The sequence below is a fragment of the Paenibacillus sp. FSL K6-1558 genome, assembly GCF_038002565.1.
Taxonomy (GTDB): Bacteria; Bacillota; Bacilli; order Paenibacillales; family Paenibacillaceae; genus Paenibacillus; species Paenibacillus polysaccharolyticus.
Window position 1 is genome coordinate 6,165,107 of sequence record NZ_JBBOCV010000001.1, and the last position, 17,796, is coordinate 6,182,902.

At 45.4% G+C, this 17,796-nt stretch carries 15 protein-coding genes; 11 read left to right on the top strand and 4 right to left on the bottom strand.

All coding sequences use genetic code 11. The features are described from left to right. Positions 1-37: 37 nt before the first annotated feature. Complete coding sequence (locus tag MHI38_RS26805) at positions 38-1,213, bottom strand: Ger(x)C family spore germination protein (RefSeq protein WP_154886448.1); 1,176 nt, start codon at positions 1,211-1,213, stop codon at positions 38-40. Next, complete coding sequence (locus MHI38_RS26810; RefSeq protein ID WP_154886446.1) at positions 1,210-2,655, bottom strand: spore germination protein; 1,446 nt, start codon at positions 2,653-2,655, stop codon at positions 1,210-1,212. The genes MHI38_RS26805 and MHI38_RS26810 overlap by 4 nt, the downstream gene beginning before the upstream one ends. Before the next feature lie 270 nt (positions 2,656-2,925). On the opposite strand from MHI38_RS26810, the gene MHI38_RS26815 reads away from it, so the two are divergent. Both MHI38_RS26815 and MHI38_RS26820 read left to right on the top strand, forming a co-directional pair. Then, entirely contained in the window at positions 2,926-3,417 is a 492-nt protein-coding gene (locus MHI38_RS26815) for a GNAT family N-acetyltransferase (RefSeq protein ID WP_154887396.1), read from the top strand. 53 nt (positions 3,418-3,470) lie between these two features. Further along, the gene (locus tag MHI38_RS26820) at positions 3,471-4,091 is read left to right on the top strand and encodes a TraX family protein (protein ID WP_253495521.1); all 621 of its coding nucleotides are present in this window, start codon (positions 3,471-3,473) and stop codon (positions 4,089-4,091) included. A 158-nt stretch (positions 4,092-4,249) separates the two neighbouring features. On the opposite strand, the gene MHI38_RS26825 is transcribed toward MHI38_RS26820, so the two are convergent. Both MHI38_RS26825 and MHI38_RS26830 read right to left on the bottom strand, forming a co-directional pair. Continuing rightward, on the bottom strand, positions 4,250-7,954 hold the full coding sequence (locus tag MHI38_RS26825) for an amino acid adenylation domain-containing protein (protein ID WP_154886444.1): 3,705 nt from the start codon (positions 7,952-7,954) through the stop codon (positions 4,250-4,252). 43 nt (positions 7,955-7,997) lie between these two features. Next, positions 7,998-9,743, bottom strand: a complete 1,746-nt coding sequence (locus tag MHI38_RS26830; protein ID WP_090923961.1) for a methyl-accepting chemotaxis protein — start codon at positions 9,741-9,743, stop codon at positions 7,998-8,000. Between the two features lie 510 nt (positions 9,744-10,253). Between MHI38_RS26830 and rpiA the strand changes: the two genes are divergently transcribed. From rpiA to MHI38_RS26875, 9 genes are all read left to right on the top strand, one after another. Beyond that, entirely contained in the window at positions 10,254-10,925 is a 672-nt protein-coding gene (gene rpiA, locus MHI38_RS26835) for a ribose-5-phosphate isomerase RpiA (RefSeq protein WP_154886442.1), read from the top strand. Between the two features lie 34 nt (positions 10,926-10,959). After that, a complete protein-coding gene (locus MHI38_RS26840) occupies positions 10,960-11,559 on the top strand; it encodes a GNAT family N-acetyltransferase (RefSeq protein WP_154886440.1) in 600 nt (199 codons plus the stop codon). A gap of 15 nt (positions 11,560-11,574) precedes the next feature. Then, positions 11,575-12,036 (top strand): MarR family winged helix-turn-helix transcriptional regulator, encoded by a 462-nt coding sequence (locus tag MHI38_RS26845; RefSeq protein ID WP_123064387.1) that lies wholly within the window; start codon positions 11,575-11,577, stop codon positions 12,034-12,036. A gap of 211 nt (positions 12,037-12,247) precedes the next feature. Continuing rightward, entirely contained in the window at positions 12,248-13,336 is a 1,089-nt protein-coding gene (locus tag MHI38_RS26850) for a cobalamin B12-binding domain-containing protein (RefSeq protein ID WP_154886438.1), read from the top strand. A gap of 15 nt (positions 13,337-13,351) precedes the next feature. Continuing rightward, positions 13,352-15,115 carry an ATP-binding protein gene (locus tag MHI38_RS26855; protein ID WP_154886436.1) on the top strand — a complete coding sequence of 588 codons (1,764 nt, stop codon included), beginning with the start codon at positions 13,352-13,354 and terminating at the stop codon, positions 15,113-15,115. An 83-nt stretch (positions 15,116-15,198) separates the two neighbouring features. Next, on the top strand, positions 15,199-16,143 hold the full coding sequence (locus MHI38_RS26860) for an alpha/beta fold hydrolase (RefSeq protein ID WP_154886434.1): 945 nt from the start codon (positions 15,199-15,201) through the stop codon (positions 16,141-16,143). A gap of 110 nt (positions 16,144-16,253) precedes the next feature. Further along, entirely contained in the window at positions 16,254-16,502 is a 249-nt protein-coding gene (locus tag MHI38_RS26865; protein WP_341181876.1) for a hypothetical protein, read from the top strand. 42 nt (positions 16,503-16,544) lie between these two features. Further along, a complete protein-coding gene (locus tag MHI38_RS26870; RefSeq protein ID WP_154886430.1) occupies positions 16,545-17,258 on the top strand; it encodes a class I SAM-dependent methyltransferase in 714 nt (237 codons plus the stop codon). Positions 17,259-17,280: 22 nt separating this feature from the next. Further along, entirely contained in the window at positions 17,281-17,718 is a 438-nt protein-coding gene (locus tag MHI38_RS26875) for a GNAT family N-acetyltransferase (protein ID WP_154886428.1), read from the top strand. The last annotated feature ends 78 nt before the right edge of the window (positions 17,719-17,796 follow it).

Genomic DNA, 17,796 nt, shown 5'->3' on the forward strand with positions numbered 1-17,796 from the left:
TCCTTGAAAGAGCCCAGACAGCTGTACATTTTAGATTCTAGAAACTGGACTCTGAGCCGACAAACTGGATGTCGACAGCGGTATGCACATCAAACTGCAGTTCATTCTTAACATACTGGTTCCAGACAGGACGAAGTTTTTTCCAGGTTGCAGGATGCCTCCATTCAAGCCGATATCCGAGCGAAAGGATATCCGCCCCATGACGCTTCGCCTTATGCAACGCAGAAGTTAGGTATGCAGTAATCTGTTCATTGACGGCTTGTTCGATATCCTTAACACTGAGGACATCTTTTACTTTTAATACGGGAATCACGGAGATCAATTCAGCCTTCCCTGTAAGATGAATGGTGAAAAAAGGCTCGCCATTCCGGAGCTCAGCTTGTATCTTGGACTTCATATCAAACAGTGACATACTAGCCTTTTGTTTGCGTGTACGCACGGATAGTGTCAATGTATCCAGTTTCTCTGAAGCCCAGGCCACCCCGCGAGCCTCTTGCTCTGTCAGCGTATCAACCATTCGCATCTGCCTGAAAACAGCGCCACCAATCTGGCTGACCCACTTTTTAGTTTCGCCTTCTTCGCTCGCCATAGGTTTTATCCGGGAGTCTAATATGGAGGCGGCAAATCCTTGATTCATTTTGTCAGCGGCAAGGATGTTCAGCATCTGTGTCTTTAACAAATTTTCCTCGGTGGAAAACTCCCGTAACACATCGCTGGGGGTTTCCTCAAAAACAGGTGTCAAATCGGAGATGTCTTTGGCTTTGCCTTGGGCAACCATGGCGTAACTGCTTAGATGAAAGAGTGGCTGGCGTGAAATCCAGGCCATCGTGTCATCAATTCCCTCCCGTGCATAATCTTGTCCAAAGACAATTACACGAGTATGCCCCCATGAAATTTTCCGCGTTAAATCCGTCTGAATTTTCTCGATAGCATCAGCAATGGTGGGCGCAGTTGCGGAAACCGATGCATAAGGAGCTTTACCTGTTCCGCTTCCTTCGGGAGACAGACGATTGGGCAGGGGCATGCTTAGCGTGACCTCGATCTCCCCTGGATTGTCTGTGGTATCAACAAAAAGAGTGGTTATAAAGGTGCGTTCATTAATTTCTACTTTGGACCAGCACCCGGTGCAGACGATGCAAAACATGCAGATTAGTCCAAGTTTTAGTGACCACTGCTGGATATTCGTATCTTTCGCAGCCCTGATGTTTCTCATGTCGTATCCTGCCGTGGTTCATTATCCGGTGTGTAAGCCTGGGTTCTTTTTTTCATGCCGAACCAAGGGACACGAATAAATGTATCTTTGAGATCTCGCAAGACGAAAGGAGCAAAGGGTTGCATATAGGGAACGCCGAACGAGCGAAGACTCACCATGTACCAATAGATCAGGTAGACAGAGATGACCACCCCGAACAAACCAAGGGTACCGCCCATAAGTAACACTGGAAAACGCAGTAACCTGAAAGCTAGCCCGAGCTCGAAATGCGGAATGATAAACGAGGCGATGCCCGTAATCGAAACGATAATGACTAGAGGTGCAGAGACAATGCCCGCCTGAACAGCGGCCTGTCCCACCACGATTCCACCAATAATGGACACCGTTTGCCCCAGTGGCTTTGGAATACGTATTCCGGCCTCCCGCAGCCCTTCAAACGTAATTTCCATCAGAAGTGCTTCAACCAGCGCCGGGAACGGGATATTCTCTCTAGCCGATGCAATGGTAATTAACAAGTTGGTGGGGATGATCTCCGGATGAAAAGTCGTGACCGCCACATAGGCTGAGGGTAGCAAGAAAGCGACGATGGCAAACAATAAACGAATCAGCCGAATAAACGTAGCGGAATGAAACCGCTGATAATAGTCCTCGGATGATTGCATCAGAGAGAAGAACGTAACCGGAATAAGCAGGGAGAAGGGAGTACCATCTTGCATTACAGCGATCCGTCCTTCAACCAAAGCGGCCGCAACCGAGTCGGGCCGTTCCGTATATTGATATTGTGGAAAAGGAGAGAGCGGATGATCTTCAAGGAATTCAGAGAGGTAACTCACGCCCAGACTACTATCCATGTTGATTTCACCTAGACTCGTCAATACATTTTCCAAAATATCAGGTTTGCACAGTCCTTGAATGTAGATTACATATACTTCAGTTTTTGTATATTTTCCGATGCTGAATTGAATCATCTTGAGATCAGGGTGTTTGATCTTGTGACGTAACAGCGACATGTTTACGTGGATATCTTCGATAAAAGCTTCTTGCGGGCCAACGACAACGACTTCATTGGTGGATTCGGGAACAGAACGTTTTTGATAACTAGGTATAGAAAAAACAAGCATGCTTGACATGCCTTCCAGCCACAGTGCAACATTCCCGGAAACAAGGTCATTCACAACAAGTTCCGCAGTATCCGCGAGCCTATTTTCGATTGAAAAAAAAGTCCCGCTTACGATCTGGCCGATTAAGTCGGAGCCGACCTCGGTTCGTACAGCCGCTTCAAGCAATGGTTTGACAATCGCTTCCCGTAGGACCTGGTTATCAATAATGGATTGAATGTAGAGCACGGTACAGGAAACGGGCCCAATCTGAAGTGGCTGGTACATCATATCGGATACACCGATAAGTCTGGACTGTACTTGCAAGAGCATGTTTTCTTTCATAGAGCTTTCCTCCTGACTGCAAGATGAAACAGCATCTGTCAGTGAACAACGATCACTATAGTGTGCAACAATTGGGTAGAAATATACTTTATGCCTGGCATGTTTCGGGAAAGGGGACATAAATGCAAACTTTACTCCTGTTGATGAATGGGGGAAAGGTATGATTTCTTTTACAATGAACTTAAGGAAGATTTGATTCGATGGATGTGTATCGTAAGCAAATGAATGAAGTGAAAGAGGGGGAAAAAGTACGTGGAAAATACAAAGAGAATGACAATTAAAATTAGACAAGCGACTTTAAATGATATTTCGGAAGTATCGAGGCTTTTTAATGAGTACCGCATATTTTATGGTCAACATTCGGATCTAGAGGCAGCGACCTTTTTCATTAAAGAACGAATGAGTAAGCAAGAATCAATGATTTTTGTTGCTGAGTGTAACGAAGGGAGAGAAGAAGGTTCAGTCGCAGACACAGTCATGGGTTTGGTACAGATTTATCCCAGTTATAGTTCCGTCTCGATGGGACTGATCTGGATTCTCAACGACCTGTTCGTGGACTCAACATATCGGCAGCAGGGGATAGCCCGAAAGCTGATGCAGGCCGTGATGAAGCAAGCGAAGAAACAGCAGATTCTTCGTATTGTACTTTCTACGGCGATCAGCAATCGGCAGGCACAAGCATTATATGAATCCGAAGGATATACACAGGATCAGAGCTTCATGTATTATGAATGTAACGTCGAGCGTGAACATGAATCCTGATTAAAATGCTATAGATCATCTGGTATTGTCGGGATGAGGAGGGATAACCAGATATGATGCAGTGGATTGCGATGATTACGATGTTGATAGATCATATCGGAGCTGTGTTTTTTCCACATGTGGTTGAACTGAGAATCATCGGTCGTATTGCTTTTCCAATCTATGCCTTTGCCGTATTTATCGGCTACAAGCATACACGTAATGTTCAGAAATACATATGGCGGTTATTCTGGATCGCAGTGATTTCCCAAGTTCCGTTTATGGCTGCGTTTAATCATTTTTCATTAAATGTGGTCTGGACCCTGTGGTCGGCACTGCTTGTTCTGCTGGCCCTAGATAAGCTTCCTTCGAAGCTGATTAGTATCCCGATTGCGATCGGGGCGGGATGGTTAATGGAATGGTCACATATGGATTATGGTATGTATGGCCTGCTTCTCGTGCTGTTATTCCGTTATTTCAAAGGGCCGATGCTGGTTATGGCACATGTTATATTAAATGCCTTTTACCTGATGCTGCACCATAGTTTTCTGCAGATGTACAGCGTAATTGCAACAACTGGTATTGCCATCGCACAGTACTACCAAGCAGGTTTCCGTTTGAAAGGACCCCGGTGGATCTGGCGTTATTTCTATCCGGCTCATCTTGCTATCATTGCAATAATCCGCTGGCTATAGTTTTTGTGATGCAAAGATAGCGTATAAAGGGGAACGTTATGATGACGGGCTAGCCATTTTTGACTCATCTTTATGCAAAAAAGCCACTTATCGCCGTAACGCGATAAAGTGGCTTTTGCTTTATTAATTTCTATTGATATCGTTATCCAACATATCGTTTAATCTGCAACCGTGGTTGTACCATAATTCGGACGAATTGCTGCTGGGAAATAACCGATCTGAACCGCATAGCCCAGCATGGTATGAATGAATCGCTCATCGGTCTTGGCGCAGAAGATTCCTGCTGGTTCGACATAAGCCGTTGTTACCGGCGATGCATACGCATATGCTGAATCCTTCGCTCCGTCACCTTCCAACTGAGCGATCGCAAGTTGCAGAGCTTCTGGCTCTTTGGCAATGGTTGTATCAAACAGCCAGTGGTGATAGTCTTCAAACGGCATCGTTTCGACATCGTAACCTGCACGTTTCACGGCTTCTACTAAGGCATCATACCGGATCGGCTCCGGATTACAGATGTGGAACACACGTCCAGCCGTATCCTGACGTAAGGCCAGATGCACGATTGCTTCGCTGGCATAATTGATCGGGGTAAAGTCCATCAGCCAGTCCGCGGCAGGCGCTTTGCCCAGCAATAACATTGCTTTGATCATGCGGTAGATCGCATTGCTATCGATATTGGTCTGAAAACGACCCGTACGAGAATCACATGTCAGGTTGCCTGCACGGTAGATACTGACTGGCACGCCTTCTTCTGCGGCGGTCATGAGTACTTTCTCCGCTTCGAGCTTACTGTCGGAGTAAACGTTGTCCACATGTAAATCTTCCGGGAAACGGTCATATTGCAATGTCGATTCCCATTGTCCACTGAGGGCCAGATCTTCGGGTATGCCCATCGTTGATATGTGATGGAACGAAGCCCCTTTTTTGTTACGTATCAGGTCTAACAGAGCAACTGTGCCTTCGACATTGGTTTTAGCGAACTGCGCCGCCTCCCCGAAATGACGAACATCAGCCGCGCAGTGAATGATACGGTCAATCCTTGACTCAAGCAACGATTGTTGCTCAGCGTCAAGACCCAGGTTCTTTTCCTCCAAATTCCCCTCAACAATCACAACACGATCTTCAAGCTGGTCAGCAAGTTGTTTGCCGAAATAACCTTGCATCACTTTGCTTAAACGTGCCATTGCTGTCGTGCCATCGCTTGGGCGACGAACAAGCGCGTAGATCCGTGCCGAAGACGTCACAATTAACTGTTGCAGTACATGTGAGCCCAGATAACCGGTCGCACCCGTCAATAGCACATGCTCAGGCTGAAGAATGTTCGGATATCCAAGCTGTGTAGACAGTTCCACCGGATGTTCGGAAAGTTGCGTGATGATGCCATTTGCAGTGGATGTCCGTTTCGCTGGTTCACGTTGCTCCGTTAAAAGTATGGCTCGGCGAGCAAGAGCACGAATTGTTTTTTCTGCAAAGAAATCAGCGATTTTCAGCTGCGGATAATGTGGTTTCAGAAGAACCAGTACATGGATGACTCGCAGGGAGTCGCCACCAATACTGAAGAAACTGTCTTCGACACCAAACTCTTCGTGTTGTAAAATCTCCTTCCAAGCATGGAAGAGTATAGATTCCGTTTCTGTCTCGGGCATCACGCGGTCTGGCTGATCGGTATGACGTTCAGCATGTGGCATGGACACCATGGCCTTACGGTTGATTTTCCCTGTTGGGGCAATAGGCATCTCATCCAGCTGGCAAATCCATTTGGGTACGAAGTACGATGGAAGTTTCTCTGAAAGTGTTGCTTTGATATCCGTTACGGAAAGGGTGCTTCCATCTTTGGACGTAAAGTAACCCACGAGCATGTTTTGGCCGTCCGCTTCCTTCTTTGCAATAACGGCAACATCCTGGATCTGTTCCAGTCTGGCCAGATGATCTTCGATTTCACCGATTTCGATTCGGTGACCCCGAATTTTCAGCTGAGAGTCACTGCGTCCCACATATTCCAGTAATCCGGTATCCAGCATTTTGGCAATATCCCCGGACTTGTAGATTTTTTCACCAATCGCAAACGGATTATCAATAAAGGATTGCTCTGTGCGCTCCGGCAGGTTCAAGTACCCTTTGGCAAGTGCAGGAGTTGCGATATACACTTCGCCTGGTACGCCTACAGGGCATAGCTGGTGTTCTTCGTTGACAATGTATACTTTGTAATTATGAATAGGTCTGCCAATCGGAATATTAACAACGTGTCCCGGGACCTGTTCACTAATCCGGTGTGTCGTGGTGGCCACGGTGCATTCTGTTGGCCCATATACATTAACGATGTCAATCTGATTGCCAAATTTGCGTTGGAAAGCCCGAACCTGCTCCCCGTAGAGAGCTTCTCCAGCTACGGTGATGATACGCACTTTTTCCAGTTTATGAAAGCCTTCATCTGACAGATAAGAGGCCAGTTGATTAAAGAAAATCGTTGGCAATATCGTAATAATGGTCGTCCCTGTTCTTTGGATTGCACTTGCAAACTCTTCAATAGATACTCGTTCTTCCGCCGACAACAGATAAAGCTCGGCTCCATAGAACAGAGCACCGATCGTATCCCATACGGATGCATCGAAGCTGTATGTGGCAAACTGCGTTAATACATCGCCAGGTTGAATGTCGCAGTCACGCTGTACAACACTGCCCAGATTGGTGACACCCCGGTGAGCGATCAGTGCGCCTTTCGGTCTGCCAGTAGAGCCTGAAGTATAGATGACGTAAGCGAGATCATCAGGTTTGATATCCAAGTTCGGATTGCTGGCAGCAAATCCTGCAAGTCGTCCGTCCACGGAAAGAATGTGACGTACCGTAGAAATGCCGGAAAACAATGCTTTAGCTTGATCGAACGAGGCTTCTGTTGTCAGTACAAACGGAGAAGCCGTATCTTCGACAATGTAACTGTTCCGTTCTTGCGGATGTTCGGGATCAATCGGCACGTAGGCACCGCCTGCTTTAAGAACACCGAGCAACGAGATAATCGTATCCAGGCTGCGATCCATAAAAATACTTACAAATTCACCTTGCTTTAATCCGTTGGATATTAACACGCGAGCAACCTGATTCGCGCGTTCATTTAATTCCCGGTACGTATAACTCGCTGAAAGTGAGGTAATCGCCGGAGAATTCGGGTATGCCGCAGCGACGGCTTCAAACCAGCCATGGATGGTCGGATGCGCTGGCTCAAGTACCGCGGTGTCATTCATTTCCCGATAGAGCAATCGGTCTGAAGCAGTCAGTATGTCTACTGCACCGATTGCTTTGTGATCATCACGCAAGAGAGCGAGAAGTAATGTTTGAAAATACTCCGCATATCGCAATATCGTTGATTCTTGTAACAACGAACGGTCATAAAACAGATCGAGAATCATCTCGTTCTGATCATAACGCACGTTCCAATTCATCACCTGAGGTGCCTGAGGCAACTGGACACTGTTTAGCATAAACAGTGTCTCAGGATATCCTCCGGTTTGTTGTGTATAAGGAATCTGAAGTTGCCGTGTAATCTGTTCGAATAATTCACTGAAAGTTGTCTTGCCCTGAAGCTCTAATGAAAGATAAGAAGCTGCCTGATCCGGAGCAAGTACTCCAATCGCGAGCTCCTCTTCAGCAGACAATCGGAATAACAAGGCTGCATAAGCTGAAAGGAATGCAGGGTACACCATCTGTTCCCCAAACTTCTGATTAAGTTCACGACTCAATGACGCTTTCAATGTAATATGAGTAGACTCATAAGAGAATGTTTGCTGGCGACGTCCATAATCCAACGGAATCTGAAGAACAGGCAAGCCAGATTCCACGGAGTGGGAGAAAGATTGGTTTTCAATCACTTCAGGTATCCTCCTTGGTTGAAACCGAGTGTTAGTTATTTTTTTATTGCTGTTTGCTTACATTGAAATGAGAAATCAATTCCTGTAGTTCTTCAGACATATCGTTGAGTCGAGTAGAGGAGTCTACCAACGTAATCAGAGAAGCCTTTTGCTCGTCTACAGATACAGAGATCTTTTCACTGCTATCAGCTGTCTTGCTTACACTTGCAGACAAGTCATCCGCTGTTGCGGTCATCTCTTCTGTGCCTGCTGAAATTTCCTGGGTTGCACTTGAAACTTCCTGGATTTGGTGGGATACCTTTTTCGCTGCTTCCAGGATTTCATCAAATAATTGACCGGTTTGATCCGCTACGGAGAGACCTGTATCTACTTCAGAAGTACCTTGTTCCATGGCTTGTACAGCTTGTTTAATACCGGCCTGAATCTCTTGAATCAATACGCCAACCTGACTGGTTGCCTGTTCGGACTGTTCGGCGAGCTTACGTACTTCGCCAGCAACTACCGCAAAACCTCTTCCTTCTTCACCTACACGAGCCGCCTCAATGGATGCATTAAGAGCAAGCAAATTAGTTTGGCTTGAGATCCCCGAGATTATGTTCAGAATATCACCGATTTCCTGTGAACGGCTCTCCAGCACTTCGATCGCTGAAGCTGTATTTTTCACAGATTGCGTAATCAGGTTCATTTGCTCGGATACCTGACGAACTACAGTATTACCTTGTTGTGAACGACGCTCCATCTCATAGGCTTCGTCCGCAACACTTGCGGAACTACTCGCAATGGTCTGGATTACGGTAGCCATCTCGGACATTGCGCGTGCACTATCACGGGTAGCCTGTTCTTGTGAACGGATGTTTGTACTAATATGAGTAACGTTATTGTTAATGGAGTCTGCATTTTCACTGTTGCGCTCAGAGACTTCATAGAGTTCCTTCGCAGACTGGTTTACTTCCTGGGAGGTCATTTGCACTTTAACGATCGTGTCGTTGATACGGCGTACCATGACATTGAATTTTTCGTTTACAAGTCCCAGATCGTCTTTTCCTGTCGGGATGTTGACATCCAGATTACCTCTGCTGACTTCATCGATGCCTTTGATCAGATGACGAATCGGAGAGAGGGTATTTTTCACGACAAGATATTGAATAATGAGGAACAGAAGCAAGAACGCTACCAGAATAATAACTCCATTTAATAACAAGGAATTCAGACCTTTTGGAACTGCGCTGGCATCCGCATCCACAGCGAAGTATGCAAAAATTTTGCCGTTGCTGTCTTTGATCGGATAAGCAATGGTCGTCCAGGTTCCGAAGTCATCGGAATAAAAGGTGGTGAACGTTGGACGATCGGTATTTAGCATCTCTTTCAGAGCATTGGCTACAACGACAGGTTGTTCGTACATATCGCCAATATTTACATTGTCGCTCTGAAAAGCCTCTCTCAGGTTTGTTGGCATCGCAACAAGGGAAGTTAACCGTTTGTTGTCGCCGCCAAGCTCCACACCGAAGATATAGGCTTGTGCAATGTTAGGATAATATTTTTGCATTTCGTCGAAATAAGCTCTTAGTTTCGTCTGAGCAGTACCTTCGTAGCTGCGCTCTGTAATTGCAGTTTGTACATCTGCCGCATTGATATCTTGAGCCCACTTTTTCGTAATCTGCGCTACTTGTCCATGCAGTTGATCAACCAGAATCGTTCTTTGGAAGTAATAACTGCTTGCAATCAGAGCCACGCCAATAATGATGATGTTGGTAAATGAGAGCAATAGGTTCTTAGAGAAAAACGACATGTTTTTCCAACTCAATGATTTCACTAAACTCCACTCCTGATCTTCTGTAAATTAAAAATCTGTAAGATGCGCTTTTGGAGCAAAAAGTTACTTCATTCTGTCATCTCCTTCTGAAGGGAAAGTGCGACAATGGTCTTGGTTTTCTTAGTCACTATGCAAGACTTATGTACCTTTTGAAACCAGTGTGTCTAATTATTAAAACACATCTATATCTATTATGTCGTGTAAAATGTCGTTAATTTGAATAGTTTTGTTAAAACTTTTTTAATATTTTACGTATTTATGGACATATCTTTCTTTTTATAGGTAATTAGTACTGTTTATTTTTAAAAATTGCCATTTTTTAGTTTCATTCTGTATTCTATAACATAGCGGGAAAAATTACACCATTTATCATCAGAAAGCCGATCTTAATCTGTTCAGGAAGCTTGGATATACATCGGATGAGGTTTTATCTATAATAACTACATAATGGTTTATACAAATTAATGAGCAGGCGGGGGTTAAATAATGAATCTGAAGCAGATTGCAGCAGAACATGCGGCAGCGTTCGTTGAAGATGGAATGAAAGTTGGTTTGGGCACAGGCTCAACCGCATATTATGCGATATGTCGAATTGGGGAGCGGGTTCGGGAAGGTCTGAACATTCAGGCAGTAGCTACCTCAGAGGCTTCAGACAAGCTGGCACGAGAATGGGGTATTCCGATTATTCCTTTTGACCAGATTGGACGACTAGATCTGACGATTGATGGGGCGGATGAAGTGGATCCGGATTTTAACCTGATCAAAGGCGGTGGCGGAGCTCTATTGCGTGAAAAAATAGTGGCAGCAAATAGCGATAAGCTGATCATTGTTGCTGACGGTAGCAAGGCTGTACAAAAACTGGGGAAATTCCCTTTACCGGTCGAGGTTGTACCCTTTGCATCGGAATGGACTTTTCAGGCGCTTGAGAACATGGGATGTCAGCCGGAGTGGCGGATGGATGGGCAAAAACAATACCTTACGGATAACGGAAATCTGATTGCAGACTGCCATCTGGGGGCCATTGCCGATGCTTCCGAACTTAACGTACAACTGAATATGTTACCAGGTGTCGTGGATAATGGACTATTTGTGAAGATGGCGGACGTTGTGATCATTGCCAAAGAAGACGGCACTATCGACGAACTTCACCGTCCGTAACGAATTTGACGGAAAGTTGGTGTCATGATCTAGAATGAGAGAATTTCCCCTTAGAGATGATGAGCTTGTTCTTCGAATCGTGGAGCAAGATGACCTTACTGAACTTTATGAGCTGATTTATAAGGATGACAATCCCGAATGGAAAAAGTGGGATGCACCTTATTATCCGCTGGAGCATGAGCCATACGAGCGTTTTGTGCAGCATACACTTGCACGGTTGGAAGCAGATCAAAAAGCAGGGCGGCCAGCATCCCTTCGAATCATTGAGGCAGACGGAGAAATCGTTGGAATGATCAGTTATTATATTGAAGATCCGTTATCGATGTGGCTTGAGATGGGAATTATCATCTACAAATCTTCTCGATGGGGGAGGGGGATCGGTACACGTTCACTTTATATGTGGTCAGGTCATTTATTTGAAAATCTGCCCATCGTGAGGGTTGGACTGACTACGTGGTCTGGTAATGAGCGAATGATGCAGGCTGCAACAAAGATCGGACTGCAAATCGAGGGGCGGATGCGGAAGTGCCGGCTCGTTCTTGGAGAGTATTATGATTCCATTCGGATGGGCATGCTCCGCGAGGAGTGGGAGCAGAAGTTATCCGGTGAAACGGACGGAAATGTATATAACTGATGGAGGATTATAGAAATGCTGAAAACGGAGGATAACCGGGAGTTGTCATTGCAATTGTTTGTGGTTCTTATTCGCGCATACAATTCAGTGACATCACGTTCCAATCGGGACATCCAAAGCCATGGACTCAATTCCACAGAATTCGGAGTACTTGACTTGTTATATCATAAAGGACCACAGGCTTTGCAAAAGATCGGTGAAAAAGTATTGATGTCTAGTGGCAATATTACGTATGTTGTTGACAAGTTACAAAACAAGAATTTGCTTTTTCGGCGTCCCTCCAAGGAGGATCGCCGGGTTATATATGCGGAATTGACGGAAGAAGGGAAACAGTTATTCACGCAAATATTTCCACAGCATCATCAAGTCATTATTGACATTCTGGAGGGGCTTGAACCATCCGAAAAAGTTGAGGCGATACGCCTACTTAAGAAACTAGGGCTTGCTGCAGAAGGCAAAACGGACCTGCGTATATAACGTGGATCCGTTTTTTTTGTGTCTTCAACATACCTCGGATACTGGCTATATGGCTTGCGTATAGCTACATAATATAGGAAGATTGTTTTATATCATCGAAATGATATAGAACTCTTCATGTATACTAGATTAGTAGAGTTTCCTAAACGGAATGATATACATGATATAGATTTATGCGGCACAGGATGCAGGGCAAAGGAGGAATGCGTCGATGAGTCATCGGGAGGCCGGAGAACGTTTACTTCAAGATGCAGAAATCTTGGCTGAGAAAATAACCGAAATGCAGTATCGGTTGCAGCCCGACTTAATGGAACGTTTCGGTCCAATTGGAAAAATAAGAACCAAGCAGGACTCACAGTACAGTCTGAGCTATCTGGCAGAAAGTGTGCTTGTGAAAAGTCCCGGTTTGTTCACTCACTATATATCGTGGTTAAAAGTTCTGCTTGCCGGCTATCAGGTATCTGCGGAAGATCTGGAAATGAATCTTCAGTTGATTAAAGAGGCGTTAAATGAAGAAATCGAACAACCTCACCGTGAGTTTCTGTTGGAATATCTGGAGATGGGGATCGATGTAATGAAGCATATGGATACCCAGGCCAGCTTTATTCATGCATCCATGCCCTACGGGCTCGAAGCAAAGACGTATTTGCAACATTTGCTAGATAATAATCGCAAGGAAGCTTTCGAAATTGTAGAGTCAGAACTGAATGATGGTGCAACGATCCGCGATATGTATCGCTACATTTTTCAGCCTGTTCAATACGAGATCGGCCGGTTGTGGCAACGGGGACAGATTAGTGTTGGTCAGGAACACTTTTGCACAGCAGCAACACAATCCTTTATTTCTCGTTTGTACTCCAGATGGCTGATTGGACCGAATAAGGGAAAAAAACTGGTTGCAGCCTGTGTGGGGAGTGAACAGCACGAGATTGGGTTACGCATGCTTACAGATGTATTCGAAATGGAAGGCTGGGATACGTATTATCTTGGAGCCAATGTTCCAAATGGAAGCATTGTGGAAGCGATCAAGCGACATGAGAGTGATGTAATAGCGATTTCGGTGACGATGACTTATCATCTTCATCTGGCTAAAGAGTTGATTGAACGTATTCGTAACCATGCAGAAACGGCTCATGTCAAAGTGATGGTTGGCGGTTATCCGTTTAATATAGACAAAGAATTATGGCGAACAGTCGGTGCTGATGGTTATGCACCTGGAGCAGAAGAGGCTGTTGCTATCGCTGAGCGTCTGCTTAATCATCCGGTGTCGCTTGACAATGTAAGTACGGCAAGTGAATAGGAAAGGGATGAAGGGATGCCGAGTGACAATGAAGAGATACAGAGACTGCGTAAAACGATTGAGCAGTTATCTGACCAACTGATTCGAAGCAAGGAGCAAGAGGAACGCACTCTTTCAGCATTTTCTGATATGAATAATGAGCTTGTGACGCTTCAGCGGCAACTTTCCAAGAACAATGCGGGTCTTGAGTCAGCACGTCAGAAGGCTGTAGCATCTGACGAATCCAAAAGTGCTTTTATGGCGGTCATCAGCCACGACTTTCGGACACCGTTAAACGGAATATTGGGGATGGCTGAGTTGTTAACGTTATCGCCTTTATCGGAGGAGCAGAAGGATTCAGTCATTGTTATCCAGGAGGCAGCCAAGCTTTTGCTTAAATTAATTCAGGATCTTCTGGATTTTTCCAAGCTTGAAGCAGGTCAATTGCGTCTTGAACAAGGAGAGGTAAAGCTCCAAGAGATTATGGATTACATCTTGCGTCTGCTTAAGCCCCAGATTGATAAGAAAAGAAATCGCATGATCATGGATTGTGACCCAGAAGTCGCCGCCGTGCTTGAAGGAGATTCTACCCGAATTACACAAATACTGATTAACCTGATTCAGAACGCAAACAAATTCACTACCGATGGATCTGTTAAGGTGGAAGTTAAGCTTGTAAGGCAGCAGGCACGCACTCAGCTTGTACGCTTCGAGGTGCATGATACGGGAATTGGTATTTCAGAAGAAGATCAAATAAGTTTGTTCGAACCCTATATGCAGACAGAGCAGGGACGTTCGAAAGAGTATGAGGGTACAGGTCTTGGTTTATCGATCTGCAAGTCACTTGTTCAATTAATGAACGGAGAGATCGGAATCAGGAGTAAGGAAGGGGGAGGTTCCACTTTCTGGTTTGAGCTTGAACTTGGGCTGCACATGGTGGAAAGCAAAGAGAGTGCCCAGTTAACGGTAGATGACGAAACTTCGAACCTTACAAATGATGCCAAAAACAATGTTGGTGATGCAACGAAGAACAGCTCTAAGGATGCACCTGAGCAAGATGCTCGCACCTTGCCCATTCTACTGGCTGATGATAATGTTATTAACCGTCAGCTTGTTCAACTGCAACTCAAAAAGCTGGGTTTTACTAAACTCGAATGTGTATCCAGTGGGGAAGAAGCTGTGAATGCGTTTCGCAATAAAACATATAGTCTGATTTTGATGGATAGTATGATGCCCGTTATGGACGGGATTGAAGCAACACGCCAGATTCGTGCAATAGAGCAGGATGAGATGCGTCCATCGACGCCGATTATTGCAATGACAGGCAATGTAATGCAAAGTGAGAAGGACAAGTGTTATGAGGCTGGAATGAATGACTTTATCGGTAAGCCATTTACCTTAGAGGTGCTCGATACGACCATTCGGAAGTGGCACTCGGCATCGAAACCTGTACAGATTCTGAATATGGACGTTGTCCGTGAGATTGCTGAATTAAATACGGATGGGAGCCAAACGTTGCTCAGTATGTTGCTGGAGATGTACCGGGCGGAAACGCCAGGTAAAATTGAGGACTTGCGCAGACATGTTGTTTCAGCCGATCATAAGGCGGCGGCCGAGACTGCCCACGACTTGAAATCAGGAAGTCTAAGCCTCGGAATTAGTTATCTCTCAACGTTGTTCAGCCAGATTGAGAAATACGCGAAACAGGAACTAACCCATCAAGCAGAACCACTGCTTGATAAGCTACTTCCCGCGTACCAGGCTGCTTGCGGAGCGCTGCAGCAGGCTAATAAAAGTTGAAGCATGCTAGGTTATGACGGCATTATAATTGATTTAAATATGGAGTCGCTTTAACTCATAGACTGAAATGGAGGATTTTTTACATGATATTTTACGGGCTGGCGGCTCTCATCATCATCATCATAGCTCTGCTGTGGGTTGGAGGACTTTATTTCTTCAAGACAGCGATTCGGCGTACGCCGAAAACATTTTTGGCGGATAATCCGAATCTTAAAACTGAAGTGGAAGATGAACTGATCAGTACTGTTGCTGATTTACAATGGCTTGATGCTCAGGATACCAAGACCGTGACCATCCAGTCTCAAGATGGATTGAGACTCTCTGGCATCTGGCTTCCTTCAAAGAACAAGTCTGCAAAGACAGTTATTCTGGCTCATGGCTACTCGGGGAAAGGCAGAGAAATGGCGGGCTTCGCCCGATTTTACGCTGAAACCCTGGGTTATCACGTATTAATGCCGGATGATCGCGGACATGGTCAGAGTGAAGGAGAGGTCATCGGATTTGGCTGGTTAGATCGGAAAGATTATGTTCAGTGGATCGGATGGGTGCTGGGACATGTAGGACTAAATACAGATATTGTTCTGCATGGCATATCGATGGGAGGTGCGACTGTGCTGATGACAGGCGGGGAAGAGCTGCCTGATCAGGTCAGAGCCATTGTATCGGACTGTGCCTATACATCGGTTGAGGAAGAACTGACATTCCAATTGAAACAGTTGTACAAGCTACCGCCTTTTCCGTTCATTCCGGTGACCAGCTTGATTACAAGATGGAAGGCCGGATACTCATTTAAAGAAGCATCTGCACTGAAGCAACTCGCCAAAGTTAACGTACCGGTGCTCTTCATCCATGGTGAGGCGGACCTGTTTGTACCAACGGAAATGGTGTATCGCTTGTACGAAGTGTGTAAGTCAGAGAAGGAACTGCTGACGATTCCTCGTGCAGGTCACGGAACGGCCTTTCAGGTTGATCGCGAGAAATATAAAGCGGTGCTGGGAGCTTTTTTGCAGAAACATATGCCACTTTGAGACCGGTTCACCGATGGAGGGAGATAGATATGCCACGTTTTTCAAGAGAATGCTCGTATTGTCATCAACCTATGGGAGAAGATGAATTCAAATGTAAGTCGTGCGGCAATATGGTAACGACCAAAACGGCCAAGCCAGATCAGCCATATATGTCGGAGTATGAAGAATCGGCATTGGATCGTTATTCTATGGTGCTGCTCGTGATCATGACGATATTTTTTGCGCCCATTGCGATGACCATTGGTGGAATACTGTTGTTTAATGACTATGCCAGTAAACGGGATGCGGGGAAAATACTTGTCACGGCCAGTTTAATTATGATAGTAATTTATATGATTCTTTTCTTCGCTTTTAGGTGAACGTTACTGTAAAGGTCTAAATCCATTGCAGGAGGTAACTGAATGCGGGAAGAACAATTTGAGGCTGCTCGTCAAGCAGAAGCGGGATATCATTCTAACTTTTATAAAAACAATGAATTGTTTGAAGACGGAACATGGATGTCCAGACCCATGCCTATGGTGATGGAGATGTTGGAACGTTTGCTTGTTCATAAACAGGAATTACGTGTACTTGACCTGGGATGTGGTGTGGGCAGACATACGATTCCGATTGCACAACGTCTTGCAGATACAAACAGCGAGGTTATTGGCGTGGATCTGTTGGATGAAGCGGTAGACGGACTTCGCAAGTATGCGAAACAGTATGAGGTGGATCACATCGTTCAGGCCGAAAAAGCAGATGTTGAGCATTACCGGATTCAACCGAAAGCTTTCGACTTTATTGCGGCTTGTTCCTGTCTCGAACACACATCTAGCAAAGAGGCTTTTCTTGAAACAGTGGAACGATTAAAAGAGGGAACCCGGCTCGGAGGTATCCATTGTATTACGATGAGTACCAGTGTGGAAGAAAAAGAAATCCAGACAGGCCGTCAGATTGAGCCATTGATTGAATTGAACCTGCCGACATCCGAAGTCATTGCTTTACTGGAACAGGCCTACGAGGGCTGGAACATTCTGTTTCAGGAGCATGTAACCCAGACGATCCAAGAAGAGAAGTATGATGAACCGACAGAGTTTCGTTGCGAGTTGCTTCGGTTTGCTGTGCAGAAAGACTAAATACTTAATTGGAGGAATTGTTTTGTTGAAAAATTTGAAGCCACGATTGCAGGAGCCGGAAGTCCAGGAGCTGCTCTCTTACGCTGTATTCCCAGACCCGGATCAGGTTAATGAAACGGTACAGCAATATGTGACACAAAGTAACCTGTTTCTGACGGGGTATGAGGATGAAGAACAGCTGGTTGGTCTAATTGGCTATGAACATACGGGAGCGAGCGAAATTACCATTCGCCATATTGCAGTTCTGCCCGAGAACCGTTTCAAAAATTATGGGCGGGGCATGATTTCACAGCTTCTTGCAGAGTACAATCCGGATACTTTGATCGCAGAGACAGATCAGGAAGCGGTGGAGTTTTACCGAAACACGGGATTTGTCGTCTATAGTCTCGGTGAACTGTATCCAGGCGTGGAGAGATTCCGCTGTGTGCTTGAGAAAGAGGACGATGAGCAGGAAGCTTAGCAAGGGATGTGCTTTAAAACGTTTTGCGTATAATCATATACGATTAAATCAGATAGGATATTTGGCTTGGCAAAAGTG

Coding starts and splice junctions, on each gene's coding strand:
- MHI38_RS26855 (WP_154886436.1), top strand. CDS start 13,352: ATGCCGAGTGACAATGAAGAGATACAGAGACTGCGTAAAACGATTGAG.
- MHI38_RS26840 (WP_154886440.1), top strand. CDS start 10,960: ATGAGAGAATTTCCCCTTAGAGATGATGAGCTTGTTCTTCGAATCGTG.
- MHI38_RS26860 (WP_154886434.1), top strand. CDS start 15,199: ATGATATTTTACGGGCTGGCGGCTCTCATCATCATCATCATAGCTCTG.
- MHI38_RS26805 (WP_154886448.1), bottom strand. CDS start 1,213: ATGAGAAACATCAGGGCTGCGAAAGATACGAATATCCAGCAGTGGTCA.
- MHI38_RS26810 (WP_154886446.1), bottom strand. CDS start 2,655: ATGAAAGAAAACATGCTCTTGCAAGTACAGTCCAGACTTATCGGTGTA.
- MHI38_RS26845 (WP_123064387.1), top strand. CDS start 11,575: ATGCTGAAAACGGAGGATAACCGGGAGTTGTCATTGCAATTGTTTGTG.
- MHI38_RS26850 (WP_154886438.1), top strand. CDS start 12,248: ATGAGTCATCGGGAGGCCGGAGAACGTTTACTTCAAGATGCAGAAATC.
- MHI38_RS26865 (WP_341181876.1), top strand. CDS start 16,254: ATGGTAACGACCAAAACGGCCAAGCCAGATCAGCCATATATGTCGGAG.
- MHI38_RS26830 (WP_090923961.1), bottom strand. CDS start 9,743: ATGTCGTTTTTCTCTAAGAACCTATTGCTCTCATTTACCAACATCATC.
- MHI38_RS26820 (WP_253495521.1), top strand. CDS start 3,471: ATGATGCAGTGGATTGCGATGATTACGATGTTGATAGATCATATCGGA.
- MHI38_RS26815 (WP_154887396.1), top strand. CDS start 2,926: ATGACAATTAAAATTAGACAAGCGACTTTAAATGATATTTCGGAAGTA.
- MHI38_RS26870 (WP_154886430.1), top strand. CDS start 16,545: ATGCGGGAAGAACAATTTGAGGCTGCTCGTCAAGCAGAAGCGGGATAT.
- rpiA (WP_154886442.1), top strand. CDS start 10,254: ATGAATCTGAAGCAGATTGCAGCAGAACATGCGGCAGCGTTCGTTGAA.